Origin of the sequence: uncultured Rothia sp., from assembly GCF_916715725.1 — a bacterium.
GTDB lineage: Bacteria > Actinomycetota > Actinomycetes > Actinomycetales > Micrococcaceae > Rothia.
Genome location: NZ_CAKAPD010000003.1, coordinates 142,434 through 157,482, shown reverse-complemented (window position 1 = coordinate 157,482; position 15,049 = coordinate 142,434). Strand labels below are relative to the sequence as shown.

The window sequence follows — 15,049 nt, the reverse complement described above, 5'->3', positions numbered from 1 at the left end:
ACACAGCATCCCGAACACCCCGAGCCCGTGCATGTGACCGGGCGGGGCGCGTGCCGTATGCTGGAAAGAGCGCCCACACACGGGGCGCCACAGCGTACAGAGGAGGACAACGATGACCTACATTACCGGAGCCATCTACCCCAGCGGCGACCGCATCCGCGTGGGCGCACCCGAAGAAGAAACCCTCAACGCCTACAAATCACCCGACACCGCCGTAGCCCTCGGATACGCCAACACCGGCATCCACGAACTGCACAGGCTACAAGAAACCTTCAACCTGCACGAACTCGCCATCGAAGACGCCGGACGAGGCCACCAGCGCGCCAAACTAGAACGATACGGCGACTCCCTCTTCACCGTCATCCGCCCCGCCATCTACCTCGACAAAGAAGAAGAAGTGCGCCTCAGCGAACTGCACCTCTTCACCGGCCCCCGCTACACCCTCGCACTCGTTCGCGACGAACAACGCAGCAACCAGCGCATCAACGACCAGTTCAACCTGCTCTACGCCACCCCCGATGCATCCCCCGCCCGACTGCTGCACCGCATCCTCGACAGCACCGTCGACGGATACGCACCCGTGCTCGACGGCCTCGAAAACGACAGCGACGAAATCGAAGACATTCTCTTCTCCCACAGCGAGCGGCGCGAGGCCAACTCCCTCGCACAGCGCATCTACGAACTGCTCAACCAGGTTATCGACTTCCAGCGTGCCTGCCGACCCCTCGAATCCATGATCGGTCGCATCATCGAAGGGATGCGCACCGGCGCGCTCGACCCCTCACCCTACCCGGGCGTATCCGACGAAGAAAAGAACGAAGAAGCGGTCGAGCTCGCCCGGCAATTCCGCAACGTGCTCGACCACGTAACCCAAACAAAAGAACGCCTCGAAGACCTTCGCAGCTCCCTCGAAAACGCACTGCGCGTGCACGACACCCTGCTCGGTCAGCAGCAGAACGACGACACCAAGAAAATCTCCGCCTACGCGGCGCTGCTCATGGTGCCCACCATCGTTGGCTCCGTGTACGGCATGAACTTTGAAGTCATGCCCGAACTCAAATGGGAGTTCGGCTACCCCGCCGCGCTGCTACTCATGGTGGGCTCCTGCCTGCTCCTCTACTGGTTCTTCAAGAAGAACAAATGGCTCTGATATGCGCGTATGCCGCATAAGGCATACACGATATACCTTATGCGGCGCGGTCGTACTGGGCACGCATTGCTCGGCGGCAATCACGACGCTCACGCTTGAACTTCTTACACACGGCCTCCGAATCGGCAAACATGTAGAAGTCCTCCGGCTCAGCCGACAAACCCAAAGTCGACAGCTCAACCAGCGACAGCATTGCGTAGAACACCTTGCGGCGCAGCTCAAAATTGCAGGCACCCGGAGCGGACTCCACCGCGAACACGCCGCCGGTGCACTCCAGCGCACGCATCGCCCAGTGCTGAGTCCACAGGTCACCATTGACCGGGCTCACGCCCAGGCGAGTCAACGCCAGGCCGGTACCCTGCACACGCTCAAAGCGCAGGCACATCTCCAGGTCCTTTTCCAGGGGGAACACGAACAGCAGAGCGTTCTGCGCCGCCGCACGCAGCTCAGCCAGGTTCGCCTCGTAACCGGAAGCACCCTGAGTCAGGTGACGCATCACGCGGCCCATCGTCGAAGACGCCGGCGCGGTGCGGAAGCACGAACCGTCAGCCACCAGCTGCTCCAGAACGCCGCGGAGCTCCTCCACGTTGAAACGCTCCATACGGACGATGGTGCCCGCCTGCATCAGCAGGTTGAACTCTGCATCACGGCACAGCTGCTCATCGGCGGTGCAGGAAATCTCTGCGTTTGCGTACTGGCTCTCGTGAGTGGTGTTGTCCATGACCGTTCCTTCCGTAGATGCTGAATCAACCTAGCGGCAACACCGCAGGAGACGGCGTGCCCGGTCGGAAGGATCGTCCCTTCCAACACCTACACTCTATGAGCGACCCCTGACACGATAAGCAGTTTTTAATCTACCCCGGGGTAAAACTGGGAAAATTCTGAAAAATTCTGAAACCACCCGTGAAACCCAGTGAAACCCCGTGAAACAGAGAAAACCGGGTGCCCCCACAGTCGGGAACACCCGGTCACTCATACGGAATAAGACGGCGCAACTAGCGCTGACGGTACAGCAACCACAACATGTACACGCCACCCAACGCACCCGTCACCAGGCCCACCGGAATCTGGAACGGCGCCAACGCACGAGCCGACACAAAATCAGCCAGCACCAAAATCACCGAACCCAGCAACGCCGAATGCCACATCGCCATGCCCGGAGTGTTCCACAGGCGGCGCGCAATCTGCGGGGCAACCAGCGCCAAGAAACCAATCGGGCCCGCAACAGAAATCGCCACAGCCACCAGGAGCACGGCAGCCGCCACCAGCATGTTCACGGTCCTCTTCACCGGCAGGCCCAAACCCGCCGCCAAATCGTCGCCGAGCTCCAAGACGCGCAGGCGATGCGTCAGCATCAGCACCAGCGGAATAGCCACCAGCAGTAGCACCGCCTGCACCGACATCTGGTTCCACGACAGCGCATTTAGCGAACCGTGCTGCCAGGTCTTCGCCGCCTCCGCCTTCTCCAAATCACCGCGGGTAATCAGGTAATCGTTCACGGAACTGAGCATTGCACTGACCGCAATACCAATCAGCACCATCTTCTGACCCATCGTCGCGCCACCGCGCACACCCGCCAGAAGCATCACCACAGCCGCCGTCGCAAAACCGCCAATAATAGCGCCCATGCCCATACCCACGCCGGTAGAACTCAACGACCCGATCAGCGCCACCGACAGGGCACCGGTCGCCGAACCCACCGTGAAACCGATGATATCCGGCGAACCCAGAGCATTACGTGACACCGACTGAAAAATAGCGCCCGACAAGCCCAAAGCCGCACCCACCACCACGGCGGCAAGCATACGCGGCAGACGCTGATTGAGCACCAGCTGACGCTCAATATCCGTGCCTTCGCCGTTAAAGATGAGGTGGAACACCTGATCCGGGCTCATCTGATAACTACCAAACACCAGGGAGGCGACCGCCGCCGCCAGCAGCACCGCCACCACCAGCAGGGTACGCGGAATAGGGGTGCGGTAACGCCCGGGAATACGCACAGGCCCGGTAGCAGAACGAGACATAACGCTCACAATAAAACCTCTCAGGAACCGGGACCTACGAACCAGATACGCCAGATGAACCAGCCGAACCAGCCGAGCCGCGCACAACAGGGCGGTGAGCATGATGCGGACCGTGCTCCGACACGTGAGCCGGACCCGCCTCGTCGTGCGCCTGCGCCTTCGTGCCCATGCGGCTCTTCTTCGCACCGCGCGCACCGGTACTCAAATGCAGCACCAGAACCATCAGCACCGGGGCGCCAATAAAGGCGGTCACAATACCCACCTCAAGCTCGCTCGGCATGACCAGAACGCGACCCAAAATATCGGAGGCAAGCACTAGCACCGGGCCGTACACCAGCGACAGCGGCAGAACACGCGCAATATCGGAGCCCACCAGCAGACGCACCACATGCGGCACGACCAGGCCCACAAAACCAATCGGGCCCGCGATCGCAGTCGCCGCACCACACAGCGCCATAATCGCAATGATCGTCGCGCCACGCACCATCGTCACCGGCACACCCAGGCCGGCTGCCGCATCCTCACCGAGCGCCAGGGCACGCAGGGGACCAATCAGTATGAATGACAGCACCAGGCCCAGCGCCACAAACGGCAGCGCCGAGAGCACCTGCTCGAAGGTGCGGTTCTCCAGCGAACCCACCACCCAGAAACGGTGCGAATCAAAAGCCTTGGAATTAAACATCGTGATAATGCCGGTGATAGTGCCCAGGCAGGCATTCACCGCCACACCCGTAAGAACCAGGCGCGCCGTCGAATCCAGGTTCGGCTTAGAATCCACCAGGCCCATGACGAACACCAGCGCCGCCGCCAGACCCGAACCGGCCAGTGCCAGCCAGAGCTGCACGAACGGGGACGACACCCCAAAAACGCCCACGCCCACCACCACGGAGGCGGCAGCACCCGAGTTCACACCCAGTAGGCCAGGCTCAGCCAGCGGGTTGCGGCTCAACGCCTGCATGAGCACACCCGACACCGCCAACGCGGCACCAACCAGCAGCGCCGCGGCGGTACGCGGGGCACGCTTCGCCCAAATTAGTTTCGATTCGACGGTGTTCGCCTCCGGGTGGAGGAAGCCGTCAATCGAGCGGTCCAGGGTGAACATGCGCGAACCCACCGCAAACGACAGCGCGCACAGCAGCACCAACAGAACGCCGCCAATAATGAGCGCAACCGCCAGACGCGAGATAGACTTGCCGCCCTTACCGCCCGAGGAAGCGCCAGATACGGCGTCCGAAGAAGCGGAGAGGGCACGAATTTTCGCCAGGGAAGCATCGCTGACAGCAAGTCCTTCGCTGACGGCGGGTCCGGAAGAAGTGGTGGTCTGTGGGGTCATATGCCTTGGAGGTGGTGGGGGAGCGGTGTGCTCCCGTGCGGGCGGAAGGTGCTTAACGTATCAATAGATGAGTATTAAGTATCGCATATGCATATATGAGGTTATCCTAATAAAATGGCAAATATGACGAAAAAGATCACCCGCCGCTCCTTCGGCGCACTCGCACTCGGTTCCTTCGGTGCCTTCGCCCTGGCGGCTTGCGGCTCCTCCAATACTTCCGGCTCTTCCTCCTCCGCGTCTGCTTCTGCGACCGGTAAGAAGGTGGCACCCTCCGCACTGCCCTCCGGCATGGGCACCACCACCGTTGACGGCGAATTCCCCCGCACCGTCAAGCACTTCCGCGGTGAAACCACCATCAAGTCCGCACCCTCCAAGGTTGTTATTCTCTCCACCGGTCAGCTCGACGGCGTGCTCTCCCTGGGCATCGTGCCCGTCGGCGCAGCAACCGCAGGTGATGCCGACCTGGTCCCCACCTACCTGAAGACCAAGTTCTCCGATAAGTCCGCAGAGCTCGACAAGATTGCCAAGGTCGGCAAGCGCACCGACCCGGACGTTGAGGCCATCGCGAACCTCAAGCCCGACCTGATCCTCATCAACAACACCAACAAGAAGGACGAGCTGTACGACTCCCTCGCCAAGATCGCGCCGACCGTGGTCACTGAGGGCACCGGCATCAACTGGAAGCAGGACTTCCTGCTGATTGCCGCCGCGCTGGGTACCACCGAGAAGGCTGAGAAGCTCATGGAGGAGTACAACACCAAGGCAAAGTCGGTCGGCCAGAAGGCTGGCGCCGAGAAGACCTTCTCCTTCCTGTACGCTTCTGCTGACCGCACCCGCATCTTCGCGAAGTCCTCGTTCGTGGGCTCCATCTGCGCTGACGCATCCCTGGCACGCCCCGCAGCGGCACAGGTTGAGAAGACCTCCGTGGACCTGAGTGCTGAGCAGCTTGACCAGGCTGACGCCGACTACCTGTTCTACGGTGTGCAGGGCGGCGACGAGTCCAAGCTGATCAAGGAGGCCCTGTGGAGCACCCTCAAGGCTGTCACCGAGAAGCACGCACACAGCGTGGATGCCGACATGTTCTTCCTGAACGCTGGCCCGGCTGCCGCGCTCGGCGTTCTGGAGACCATCGAGAAGGCGCTCTAAGCCTTTCACGGTCTCTTGTAGAGATTCGTTTTCGCTGGAAGCCCCGTCTTCTTACCCCGTATGAGGGTGAGGAGGCGGGGCTTTCTGTGCACTTTGCACCAGCGTTTCTGCCCGCCGGATGCACGGGTGACCTACACGGATGACCGAAACCGGTGCGCGCCCGCCCGAAATAGGGTCTAATGGGGGTAGAAGGCGCCGCGGTACCGTTGCCTCGCGCCTTCCACACCGAACCTTTCACACCGATTAATTCACCGACGAAACGAGCACATCATGCCGATGAATAACCCCTCCGAAGAGACCCTGGCGCAGGCACGCCGCGTTATTGACGCGCTCAACGAGCGTGGCGCGCGTAAGCAGGCGATTCGCCTGAAGGTGAGCCGCCCCGATGCGCCACTGCCGCAGACCGCCTCCAAGTTTGGCGGCCGCCCGTACCTGCCCGCGGGCGAGTCCGCGCCGACCAATGAGAAGGGCGAGCCGCTGGGCATGATCGCGCAGATTAACTGCGCTGACCTGCCCGAAAACGATATCTACCCGGCGACCGGCATGCTGCAGTTCTGGATTGACCCGAACGATGACGAGTGCATGTGGGGTTACAACTACGGAAAGCCGCTCTCGCAGAAGAACCACCGCGTCGTCTACTACGAAACGCTGGGTGAGCCGAACCCCGAGGCACCGTACCCGACCGTGAACTGGGATGACTACGGCTGGCCCTTTGGCCGTGACGGCAAGGGTACCGCTGAGGAGGTTGTCGAGTACGCACTCGCCTTCGAGACCTGGGAGCAGGGCTTCCTGGATGGCGGCTACGAAATCTACGACCAGTTCGCTGACGCCTGGGACGAGATGTACCCGGACCAGAAGCTGCCCGAGGAACCGAACGCACGCGATGACGCCTCCTACAACCTGCTGGAGCCCTTCGAATCGGAGGAGAGGGATTACTCGCATATTGGCGGCTACCCCTCGTTCGTGCAGAATGATCCGCGCGACGAGTTCGAGGAGTTGAGCGGCCACACGGTGAACCTGCTGACCATCGAATCGGAGTGGGGCGAGGACGCCGAGGAGGGCGTGTACATGATGTGGGGTGACGCTGGCGCGGCGAACTGGCTGATTACTCCGGAGGCGCTTGCCGCCCGAGATTTCTCGCAGGTCGTCTTTGAATGGGCTTGCGGCTAGGCACCGTACTACTTTCACATCATCAATGAGGAGATTCTAAGATGCTCGACAACAAACCGTTCAAGGATATTGAAAAGCAGGTGAAGCACGTTATCGACCTGCTCAATCAGGAGGGCGCTCGCAAGAAGGCTATCGCCCTGAAGCCTTTCGTTCCCGATGCGCCACTGTCGCAGACCGCCTCCAAGTTTGGCGGCCGCCCGTACCTGCCCGCGGGCGAGTCCGCGCCGACCAATGAGAAGGGCGAGCCGCTGGGCATGATCGCGCAGATTAACTGCGCTGACCTGCCCGAAAACGATATCTACCCGGCGACCGGCATGCTGCAGTTCTGGATTGACCCGAACGATGACGAGTGCATGTGGGGTTACAACTACGGAAAGCCGCTCTCGCAGAAGAACCACCGCGTCATCTACTACGAGACGCTGGGCGAGCCGAACCCGGAGGCGCCGTTCCCGAACGTGGACTGGGACGAAGGCGGCTGGCCCATCGGCGGTTTCGACTGTGAGAGCGGCCCGCTTGAGATTGAGTACGGCGTGACCTTTGAGGTGCGTGAGCAGGGTGTGACTGCATCCGGCTACGACTACTACGACGTTTTCGGTGCGAAGTGGGATGAAACCTACCCGGATGAGAAGCTACCCGAGGCGCACGAGAATCCGTACAAGAACCAGCCGCGCCGTGAGGCCATCTACGAGCTGACGGAGCCTTTCGAATCGGATGAAGAGTACTCCCACATGGGCGGATACCCGTACTTCGTGCAGAATGACCCGCGTGACGAGTTCGAGGAGTTGAGCGGCCACACGGTGAACCTGCTGACTATCGTCTCTGAGTCGGAGAACGAGGAGAACGAAGACGAGGAGATTGAAATCATGTGGGGTGACGCCGGTTCTGGAAACTGGCTGATTACTCCGGAGGCGCTTGCCGCTCGCGATTTCTCGCAGGTCGTCTTTGAGTGGGCTTGCGGCTAAGAATGTCTTGGCTGAATAGCCGCAGAGGAGGGAAATAGAGAATAACCGCTCTATTTCCCTCCCCTTTTACGTACCTTTATCGGGCGCTTCTAAGCCGCGCGATACTTACGGTTCTTGCTACGCGGTGGAGCGGTAGGAACAATCAGCTTCGCCTCCACAAGACGGCGCAGGTCATTCGTAATGGACGTACGTGAAGCACCCCGACCCCAATGCTCCTGGATATACGCGGTGGAGACCGCCTCGCCCTGTGCACGCAGGCCGCGTACAATACCGGCCTGGCGCTCACTGAGGCCGTCAAGCGTTGAATCAGCTCCCGACGCCTCGACGGTGTCCGCTGAATGTTTGCTCTCGGGATGGGTTGCTTGCTGAGTTCTGTCTTCAAGAGCGGGTTTCTGCGCCCCGAAAGACATACCCTGCGGAGGCTGCATCAGAGTGACCTGCACGTAAAGCAAACGGTCAGCAAACTGGGGAGCAGGCAGACCCGCCTCCTTCAACGCGCGCAGAACCGTGGGAATACCCGAAGCCCTATTCTCTGCAATCAAACGCCCCGTCCCCGGGTCGGGCAGGTCAGTCAGAATGCTCGCCAAGTAGCTATTGCGGGTTGAAGAAACACCGGGCTGACCAAAATCTCGGATAGTCACGGCACCGTAAATACCGCCCGGGCTACGCACCACCAGGCGGTTGGTATAGAGCTCAACCTGCACCTGCGAGCCGCGCGCACCCGGCGAATAGTCGCGGTGCATGAGGGCGTTAACCAGGAGCTCACGGATAGCTTCCAGCGGATACTCGTAGCGCTCAACCCGCCCGATACCGCTGCTGTTGAGGCCCTCCATCGTGGATGTTTTGCGCATGTTGCGAACCAAAACGCCCATCGCTTCATCCAGCATGGAGGGGATAGGCCCGGTACAGCTGTGATTGTCTAGGAAACGTCGACCGTCCTCGGTGACCTCGCCGAGTTCTTCACCGGGAAGAACAACGACGCTCATCATCAGCTGCGGGAAGAACGCCTGCGGGTATGAGCCCATGGCGAGAAGCGCCCCAAGAGTGGGCACTTCTCGACCCTCAGAATCGATGCGTAGAATGCGCGCCTGCAGAAGAACCTCACGGTCAGAAAGCGCGGCAAAAACGCGAGGCTGTTCCTCGCGGAGGCGCGCAACGTAGGCGCTGACGAGGGTGGGGGAGAGGTCCTTGAAGCTTGCCTCGCTGACAAGTTCTTCGTCGTAGCGGGGCTGACTGCGGTTCTCTAGGAGGGGGTCAATCTCGTATTTGGTGAGGCGAATATCGGCCTCACCAACACGCTGATAGGAGCCGTTATACATGCCGTGTGCTTCGATGTAGTAGGGCTTCTGTGTCGGGTCGCCGGGGAGTACATCGATGCGCACGATACGGTGCTGCTCATCTGCCGCCTCAATTTGAATATCTACCGGGGGTCGAGGCGTGATCTTGGAACGGATTGCCTCAACGGATGCGTCGTGGACTGCCTGTGCGTTGAAACCTTCAACCGGTTGCAGACCTTCTGCCGGGTCGGTCAGGCCAAGAAGAATGGTGCCACCGTCGCCGTTAGCGAAGGCGCTAACGGTTTCAAGAACGGACTTGGGGAACCCGCCAGCGGCAGCTTTGACTTCTACTCGCCCGTTTTCAGCCTGGCTACGGCGTAGGTATTCGATGAGTTCGGCGGTGTTTGTTTCCATGTATGCTCCCGGTGGCTACTTCTTGGTGAACGTCATAGCAACGTCATAACAGCATCATAACAATTTCTGCGATGATATTGTTATGATCCTGCGATGATGTTGATATGATTCGCTGTTTTCCTTGCACCTAGAATCTTGAAAACCCCGGAATTGCAGGCTAAAACCGGGAATTCCTGTCAGTCACATTGACCACGCATCATAACAACCGTCATAACAAATTCTGTTATGACGGCTGATATGACGCCTCGCTAAGACCCGTACGGCAGTCCCTGCTCACCGAAAAATAGCCCGTCATAATCCGCAATAAACGACATATAGGTACCCGCACTTGGTGCGCCCCGCCGCCGGTGGCACAGTATAAAGTCGAGCCACTATCGACTCCCCGCACACAGGCGGGCAGATACACCAGGAGCAAACCAATGGCTGAACACACTTTCGGCTTCCGCACCCGCGCACTACACGCGGGCGGCACCCCCGACGCTGAGCACGGTGCCCGCGCGGTCCCCATCTACCAGACTTCCTCCTTCGTCTTCAAAGACGCTGACGACGCCGCGAACCTCTTCTCCCTGCAGAAGTACGGCAACATCTACTCGCGCCTGTCCAACCCCACCGTCGCCGCGCTGGAGGAGCGCATCGCCTCCCTCGAAGGCGGTATCGGTGCGGTTGCGACCGCCTCCGGCATGGCTGCCGAGTTCATCACCTTCGCGGCTCTGTGCCAGCAGGGCGACCACATTGTGGCTTCTTCGCAGCTGTACGGCGGCACCGTCACTCAGCTGGACGTGTCCCTGCGCCGTTTCGGCATTGAGACCACCTTCGTTCCCGGTACCGACCCCGCCGACTACAAGGCGGCACTGACCGAAAACACCAAGGCGATTTACACCGAGATCGTGGCGAACCCCTCCGGTGAGGTTGCCGACCTGGAAGGCCTCGCAGAGGTCGCCCACGAGGCGGGCATCCCCCTGGTCGTGGACGCAACCCTGTCCACCCCGTACCTGATTCGCCCCCTCGAGCACGGCGCGGATATTGTTATTCACTCGGTCACCAAGTTCCTGGGCGGTCACGGCACCACCCTCGGCGGTATCGTGGTCGAGTCGGGTCGCTTCAACTGGGGTAACGGCAACTTCCCGTCCATGACCGAGCCGGTTCCCTCCTACAATGGCGTGTCCTGGTGGGGTAACTTCGGCGAGTACGGCTTCCTGACCAAGCTGCGTTCTGAGCAGCTGCGCGACTTTGGTCCGTCGCTGAGCCCGCAGTCCGCGTTCAACCTGCTGCAGGGTGTTGAGACCCTGCCGCAGCGCATGGACGCGCACCTGGCGAACGCTAAGCAGGTCGTCGCCTGGCTGGTTGAGGATGAGCGTATCGCCTACGTGAACTACGCTGGCCTGCCCGACCACCCGCACTACGAGCGTGCGAAGAAGCTGCTGCCGCTGGGTGTCGGTTCCGTGTTCTCCTTCGGTGTGAAGGGCACCGAGAAGGCTTCGGGCCGCCTGGTCGGTGGCGAGTTCATTGGTGCGCTGCAGCTGGCAAGCCACCTGGCGAACATTGGCGACTCCCGCACCCTGGTGCTGCACCCGGGTTCGACCACGCACCAGCAGCTCTCCAGCGAGCAGCTTGAGGCCGCCGGCGTGGGCGAGGACCTGATCCGCATTTCGGTGGGTCTGGAAGATGTGGAAGACATCATCTGGGACCTGGACCAGGCGCTGACCTACGCGACCGGCCTGAACCACGCCGGTGAGCGTGTGGGCGAGTCCAGTGCAGACAAGATTGTGGAGGCCGAGGAGGCGGTTGCCGCCGCCAAGGCCGCCGAGGACGCTGCCGCCGCTGAGGCTGTTGCTGGCGCATCCTGCTCCCTGCCCGCCGCTACCGCTCAGGAGGAAAAGTAATGACCGAGAAGCGTACCTGGGTGGGTCCTTCCGCCCCCGAGCGTCTGAACATTCTGCGTAATACCCGCACCATCGCGATTGTGGGTATGAGCGATAAGATTTCGCGTGCCTCCTACTTTGTGGCGACGTACCTGCAGTCGGCGTCGCCGTACAAGCTGTATTTTGTGAACCCGATTCTGGCGGCGAAGGGCAAGCTTGTGCTGGGTCAGCCGGTGTACCCGTCGCTGCAGGACCTGCCGGAGGTTCCGGATCTGGTGGAGATTTTCCGCCGTAATGAGGACCTGCCGGGCGTGGTTCAGGAGGCTGTTGACCTGGGCGCGAAGACCGTCTGGATGCAGCTGGGCTCCTGGAACGAGGAGGCTGCCGCGATTGGTGAGGCTGCCGGTCTGAACGTGGTGATGGATAAGTGCGTGAAGATTGAGCACGCGCGTTTCCACGGTGGTCTGCACTTGGCTGGTTTCAATACGGGCGTGATTTCTTCGAAGCGTCAGGTGCTGTCGAAGTAAGCAGCCTGCGCTGTATAAGCCGCGGCTGTGGCTTGTAATTACAAAAATCAGGCGCTTGTCAGTGTTTGAATGGAGGGGCGTACCCGGGGTGATTCCCGGGTACGCCCCTCCTGCTATGCCCGGTGTAGTGCCCGGCAGAGCATCCGGCACGTTCTGAGTAAGAATGAGGGCGCAGCATCGCCCCTTGTGGAGGGCGGTTCAGCTTTAAGGTAAACCTACCCTTACGCTTTCGCACCGTAAGCCGGTATCCTAGTGTGGAGCCCGGCGGCCGGTACTCAGCACACACGTGTACCGACCGCCGGGTCTTTTCACACCCGAAATATGACGAAATATATGTCTAAAATGTCGAAATATAACGCTATTTTTCAGTCATAAAAAGTCACTCGGTCACAGAAAAGAAAAAACTAGTCAGCTCTCAAAAAGAGCCATAAGCTAGCAATATATTTATCCCCCGCATTTTATGCATAACCTTAGCCGAGGACAGCATGACCGGATTCACCACGAAGGCAATTCACACCACGGACCGCGACAACCCGTACGGCTCCATCCTGCCTCCGATCTACACGACCACCACCTACGCCCAGCCCTGTGACGGCACCGAAGGCCCCTACGACTACCAGCGCGGCGGCAACCCCACCCGCGGAGCCCTCGAAACCACGCTCGCAACCCTCGAAGGCGCCAAGCACGCCTTCGCCTACCCCTCCGGAATGGGCGCCACCGCTGCCGCCCTCGGCATCCTCAAAGAAGGCGAAACCCTGCTGCTGGGCATGCCCTCCTACGGCGGCACCTACCGCTTCGCAACCATTGAACTGCCCGCCCGCGGCGTCAAAACCCGCTTCATCGGCGACTTCACTGCCCTCACCGACGAGGACTTCGCCGACAACGTGACCATGGTGTTCCTGGAGAGCCCCTCCAACCCGCTCCTGCGCGTGAGTGACATCGCCGCCATCGCAGAAATCGCCCACCGCAACGGCGCAATCGTGGTCGTCGACAACACCTTCATGACCCCGCTGCTGCAGAAGCCCCTCGACCTGGGCGCAGACATCAGCGTGCAGTCCGCCACTAAGTACCTGGGCGGCCACGCCGACCTGCTCGGAGGCGTCGCCGCAACCAACGACGACGCACTCGCCGAGCGCCTCTGGCACCTGCAGATGATTACCGGCGCAATGCTTTCGCCCACCGACTCCTACCGCCTGCTGCAGGAGGTCAAGACCCTCAAGCTGCGCCTGACTCAGCAGCAGAAGAACACCATCGAGGTCATCAACTACCTGGAGGCGCACCCCGCCGTGAAGCGCGTGCTTTACGCGGGTTCGCACAGCGAGTATGAGGCGCAGGTGCACGCCCGCCAGGCGAACGGCCTGGGTGCGCTCATCTCCATGGAACTGGTGGACGGCGCCGACCTGCCCGCCTTCCTCGAAGCCCTGAAGATTTTCACCCACGCGGTGAGCCTGGGCGGTATCGAGTCGTTGGTGGTTCGCCCCGCGCTCATGGTGCAGGCCGCCTACACACAGGCGCACCGCGACGAGTACGGCGTGAGCGACAACCTCATCCGCCTGGCGATTGGTATTGAGGAGATTGAGGACATCATCGAGGATTTGGAGCGCGGCCTGACCGCAGCTCTGGCTCATTAGGCGTAGTTCCTGAGTATCAGATACCGCGCAATCGTATGGCGTGATTCTAGGCGCCCAGAATATACGACGTAATATCGCTCAAAATACCCGGATTAATGTATTTCTTTCAATGTAAAAGAATGTTTTTAATGCGGGTATTTTGTGCGCCCTCACCGCATTTTTATATGACGTTGCGTGAACATATTAACCCCCGTGAAGTTTATCTAGAACGGCATAAAAAATGCGGGTAGGGTAAATCTCAGATACACGACGACACACAGCAGCTACACCCGCGTTCGGGGTAGCCCGAACAGAAGAGAACCACCATGAGCCAGCAGAACCAGCTCGAACCGACCGGTTTCACGACCCGCACCATCCACGCCGTGCACGATACCCGCTACGATGCGTCCGTACCACCGGTCTACCTGGCGAGCACTTTCGGTACCGCAGGTGAGGACACCACCTACATGTATCAGCGCGGCGCGAACCCCACCCGCGATAACCTGCAGGCGACCCTCGCTGCCCTCGAGGGTGCCGAGCACGCTTATGCGTACCCCTCCGGCATGGCGGCAACCGCGGCGGCTCTTGGTGTTCTGGAGGCGGGCGACACCCTGCTGCTGGGCATGCCGACCTACGGCGGCACCTACCGCTTTGCGACCACCGAGCTGACTAAGCGCGCCGTGAAGACCCGCTTCATCAGTGACTTCACGACTCTGAGCGATGAGGACTTTACCCCGGACGTGAAGGTCGTCTTCCTTGAGACCCCCACGAACCCGACCCTGCAGGTCACTGACATTGCCGCGGTTGCGGAGCTGGCGCACCGCCACGGCGCCCTGCTGATCGTAGACAACACCTTCATGACCCCCTACCTGCAGCGTCCCCTGGAGCTCGGCGCGGACATCACCGTGCAGTCCGCCACCAAGTTCCTGGCCGGTCACGCAGACCTGCTTGCCGGCGTTGCGGCGACGAACGACCCCGACCTGGCGGTTCTGCTGCACCGCGGTCAGCTCGTTAGCGGTGCGCTGCTGCCCCCGATTGACTCCTACCGCCTGCTGCAGGACGTGAAGACCCTGGCCCTGCGCCTGGATCGTCAGCAGCAGAACACCCGCAAGATTATCGAGTTCCTCTCCGAACGTCCCGAGGTTGAGAAGATTTTCTACGCCGGTAGCTCCTCCGAGGAACAGGCGGAGGTGCAGTCCCGCCAGGCAAGCGGCATCGGCTCCGTCTTCTCACTGCTGCTCAAGGACGGCGGCGACGCGCAGGCCTTCGCCCGCGCCCTGCCCATCTTCGTGAACGCCGTGAGCCTGGGCGGCATCGAATCGCTCGTGAGCCTGCCCGCGCACACCACGCACGGCGCCTACGCCCAGGAGCACCGCGACGAGTTCGGCGTGGACGACCGCCTCGTGCGCCTGGCGATCGGCATCGAGGATGTTCAGGACCTCATCGCGGCACTGGAGATTGGCCTGAAGGCCGCCTTCGCCGGCTAAGTTCGTACCGCCGACTAGGCCTGTACCTCCGGTGAACGCCGCCGGTCCGTACCGCAGATTTCAACTTTCACACCACACATCAACGTA

At 60.9% G+C, this 15,049-nt stretch carries 12 protein-coding genes; 8 read left to right on the top strand and 4 right to left on the bottom strand.

Going from position 1 to position 15,049, the window contains the following annotated elements:
- Positions 1 to 112 precede the first annotated feature (112 nt).
- Entirely contained in the window at positions 113 to 1,150 is a 1,038-nt protein-coding gene (locus QZ822_RS03505; protein ID WP_294642632.1) for a magnesium and cobalt transport protein CorA, read from the top strand.
- Between the two features lie 37 nt (positions 1,151 to 1,187).
- Here QZ822_RS03505 and QZ822_RS03500 read toward each other — a convergent pair whose 3' ends face one another.
- The 3 genes from QZ822_RS03500 to QZ822_RS03490 all read right to left on the bottom strand — a co-directional run bounded on the left by QZ822_RS03500 (position 1,188) and on the right by QZ822_RS03490 (position 4,507).
- A complete protein-coding gene (locus tag QZ822_RS03500; RefSeq protein ID WP_294642630.1) occupies positions 1,188 to 1,871 on the bottom strand; it encodes an integrase in 684 nt (227 codons plus the stop codon).
- 274 nt (positions 1,872 to 2,145) lie between these two features.
- Positions 2,146 to 3,174 (bottom strand): iron chelate uptake ABC transporter family permease subunit, encoded by a 1,029-nt coding sequence (locus tag QZ822_RS03495; RefSeq protein ID WP_294642665.1) that lies wholly within the window; start codon positions 3,172 to 3,174, stop codon positions 2,146 to 2,148.
- Positions 3,175 to 3,208: 34 nt separating this feature from the next.
- Positions 3,209 to 4,507 carry an iron ABC transporter permease gene (locus tag QZ822_RS03490; protein ID WP_294642628.1) on the bottom strand — a complete coding sequence of 433 codons (1,299 nt, stop codon included), beginning with the start codon at positions 4,505 to 4,507 and terminating at the stop codon, positions 3,209 to 3,211.
- Positions 4,508 to 4,630: 123 nt separating this feature from the next.
- Between QZ822_RS03490 and QZ822_RS03485 the strand changes: the two genes are divergently transcribed.
- The 3 genes from QZ822_RS03485 to QZ822_RS03475 all read left to right on the top strand — a co-directional run bounded on the left by QZ822_RS03485 (position 4,631) and on the right by QZ822_RS03475 (position 7,785).
- Positions 4,631 to 5,653: an iron-siderophore ABC transporter substrate-binding protein gene (locus tag QZ822_RS03485; RefSeq protein ID WP_294642627.1), complete on the top strand. Its 1,023-nt coding sequence runs from the start codon at positions 4,631 to 4,633 to the stop codon at positions 5,651 to 5,653.
- 270 nt (positions 5,654 to 5,923) lie between these two features.
- Entirely contained in the window at positions 5,924 to 6,823 is a 900-nt protein-coding gene (locus QZ822_RS03480; RefSeq protein WP_294642625.1) for a DUF1963 domain-containing protein, read from the top strand.
- Positions 6,824 to 6,864: 41 nt separating this feature from the next.
- On the top strand, positions 6,865 to 7,785 hold the full coding sequence (locus tag QZ822_RS03475) for a YwqG family protein (protein WP_294642623.1): 921 nt from the start codon (positions 6,865 to 6,867) through the stop codon (positions 7,783 to 7,785).
- A gap of 89 nt (positions 7,786 to 7,874) precedes the next feature.
- On the opposite strand, the gene QZ822_RS03470 is transcribed toward QZ822_RS03475, so the two are convergent.
- A complete protein-coding gene (locus QZ822_RS03470; RefSeq protein ID WP_294642621.1) occupies positions 7,875 to 9,476 on the bottom strand; it encodes an ATP-binding protein in 1,602 nt (533 codons plus the stop codon).
- A 419-nt stretch (positions 9,477 to 9,895) separates the two neighbouring features.
- Here QZ822_RS03470 and QZ822_RS03465 point away from each other — a divergent pair, with 419 nt between their 5' ends.
- From QZ822_RS03465 to QZ822_RS03450, 4 genes are all read left to right on the top strand, one after another.
- On the top strand, positions 9,896 to 11,359 hold the full coding sequence (locus tag QZ822_RS03465; RefSeq protein WP_294642619.1) for an O-acetylhomoserine aminocarboxypropyltransferase/cysteine synthase family protein: 1,464 nt from the start codon (positions 9,896 to 9,898) through the stop codon (positions 11,357 to 11,359).
- Positions 11,359 to 11,865, top strand: coding sequence for a CoA-binding protein (locus tag QZ822_RS03460; protein WP_012904274.1), 507 nt, complete (start codon positions 11,359 to 11,361; stop codon positions 11,863 to 11,865). Before QZ822_RS03465 ends, QZ822_RS03460 begins: the two co-directional genes overlap by 1 nt.
- A gap of 485 nt (positions 11,866 to 12,350) precedes the next feature.
- Positions 12,351 to 13,496 carry a PLP-dependent aspartate aminotransferase family protein gene (locus tag QZ822_RS03455; RefSeq protein ID WP_294642617.1) on the top strand — a complete coding sequence of 382 codons (1,146 nt, stop codon included), beginning with the start codon at positions 12,351 to 12,353 and terminating at the stop codon, positions 13,494 to 13,496.
- A 305-nt stretch (positions 13,497 to 13,801) separates the two neighbouring features.
- Positions 13,802 to 14,962: a PLP-dependent aspartate aminotransferase family protein gene (locus tag QZ822_RS03450; protein ID WP_070833433.1), complete on the top strand. Its 1,161-nt coding sequence runs from the start codon at positions 13,802 to 13,804 to the stop codon at positions 14,960 to 14,962.
- Positions 14,963 to 15,049 lie beyond the last annotated feature (87 nt).

What these genes read in the sequence shown, in the direction of transcription:
- QZ822_RS03490 (WP_294642628.1), bottom strand. Translation starts at nt 4,507, where the DNA reads ATGACCCCACAGACCACCACTTCTTCCGGACCCGCCGTCAGCGAAGGA.
- QZ822_RS03505 (WP_294642632.1), top strand. Translation starts at nt 113, where the DNA reads ATGACCTACATTACCGGAGCCATCTACCCCAGCGGCGACCGCATCCGC.
- QZ822_RS03475 (WP_294642623.1), top strand. Translation starts at nt 6,865, where the DNA reads ATGCTCGACAACAAACCGTTCAAGGATATTGAAAAGCAGGTGAAGCAC.
- QZ822_RS03485 (WP_294642627.1), top strand. Translation starts at nt 4,631, where the DNA reads ATGACGAAAAAGATCACCCGCCGCTCCTTCGGCGCACTCGCACTCGGT.
- QZ822_RS03465 (WP_294642619.1), top strand. Translation starts at nt 9,896, where the DNA reads ATGGCTGAACACACTTTCGGCTTCCGCACCCGCGCACTACACGCGGGC.
- QZ822_RS03455 (WP_294642617.1), top strand. Translation starts at nt 12,351, where the DNA reads ATGACCGGATTCACCACGAAGGCAATTCACACCACGGACCGCGACAAC.
- QZ822_RS03450 (WP_070833433.1), top strand. Translation starts at nt 13,802, where the DNA reads ATGAGCCAGCAGAACCAGCTCGAACCGACCGGTTTCACGACCCGCACC.
- QZ822_RS03460 (WP_012904274.1), top strand. Translation starts at nt 11,359, where the DNA reads ATGACCGAGAAGCGTACCTGGGTGGGTCCTTCCGCCCCCGAGCGTCTG.
- QZ822_RS03470 (WP_294642621.1), bottom strand. Translation starts at nt 9,476, where the DNA reads ATGGAAACAAACACCGCCGAACTCATCGAATACCTACGCCGTAGCCAG.
- QZ822_RS03480 (WP_294642625.1), top strand. Translation starts at nt 5,924, where the DNA reads ATGCCGATGAATAACCCCTCCGAAGAGACCCTGGCGCAGGCACGCCGC.
- QZ822_RS03500 (WP_294642630.1), bottom strand. Translation starts at nt 1,871, where the DNA reads ATGGACAACACCACTCACGAGAGCCAGTACGCAAACGCAGAGATTTCC.
- QZ822_RS03495 (WP_294642665.1), bottom strand. Translation starts at nt 3,174, where the DNA reads ATGTCTCGTTCTGCTACCGGGCCTGTGCGTATTCCCGGGCGTTACCGC.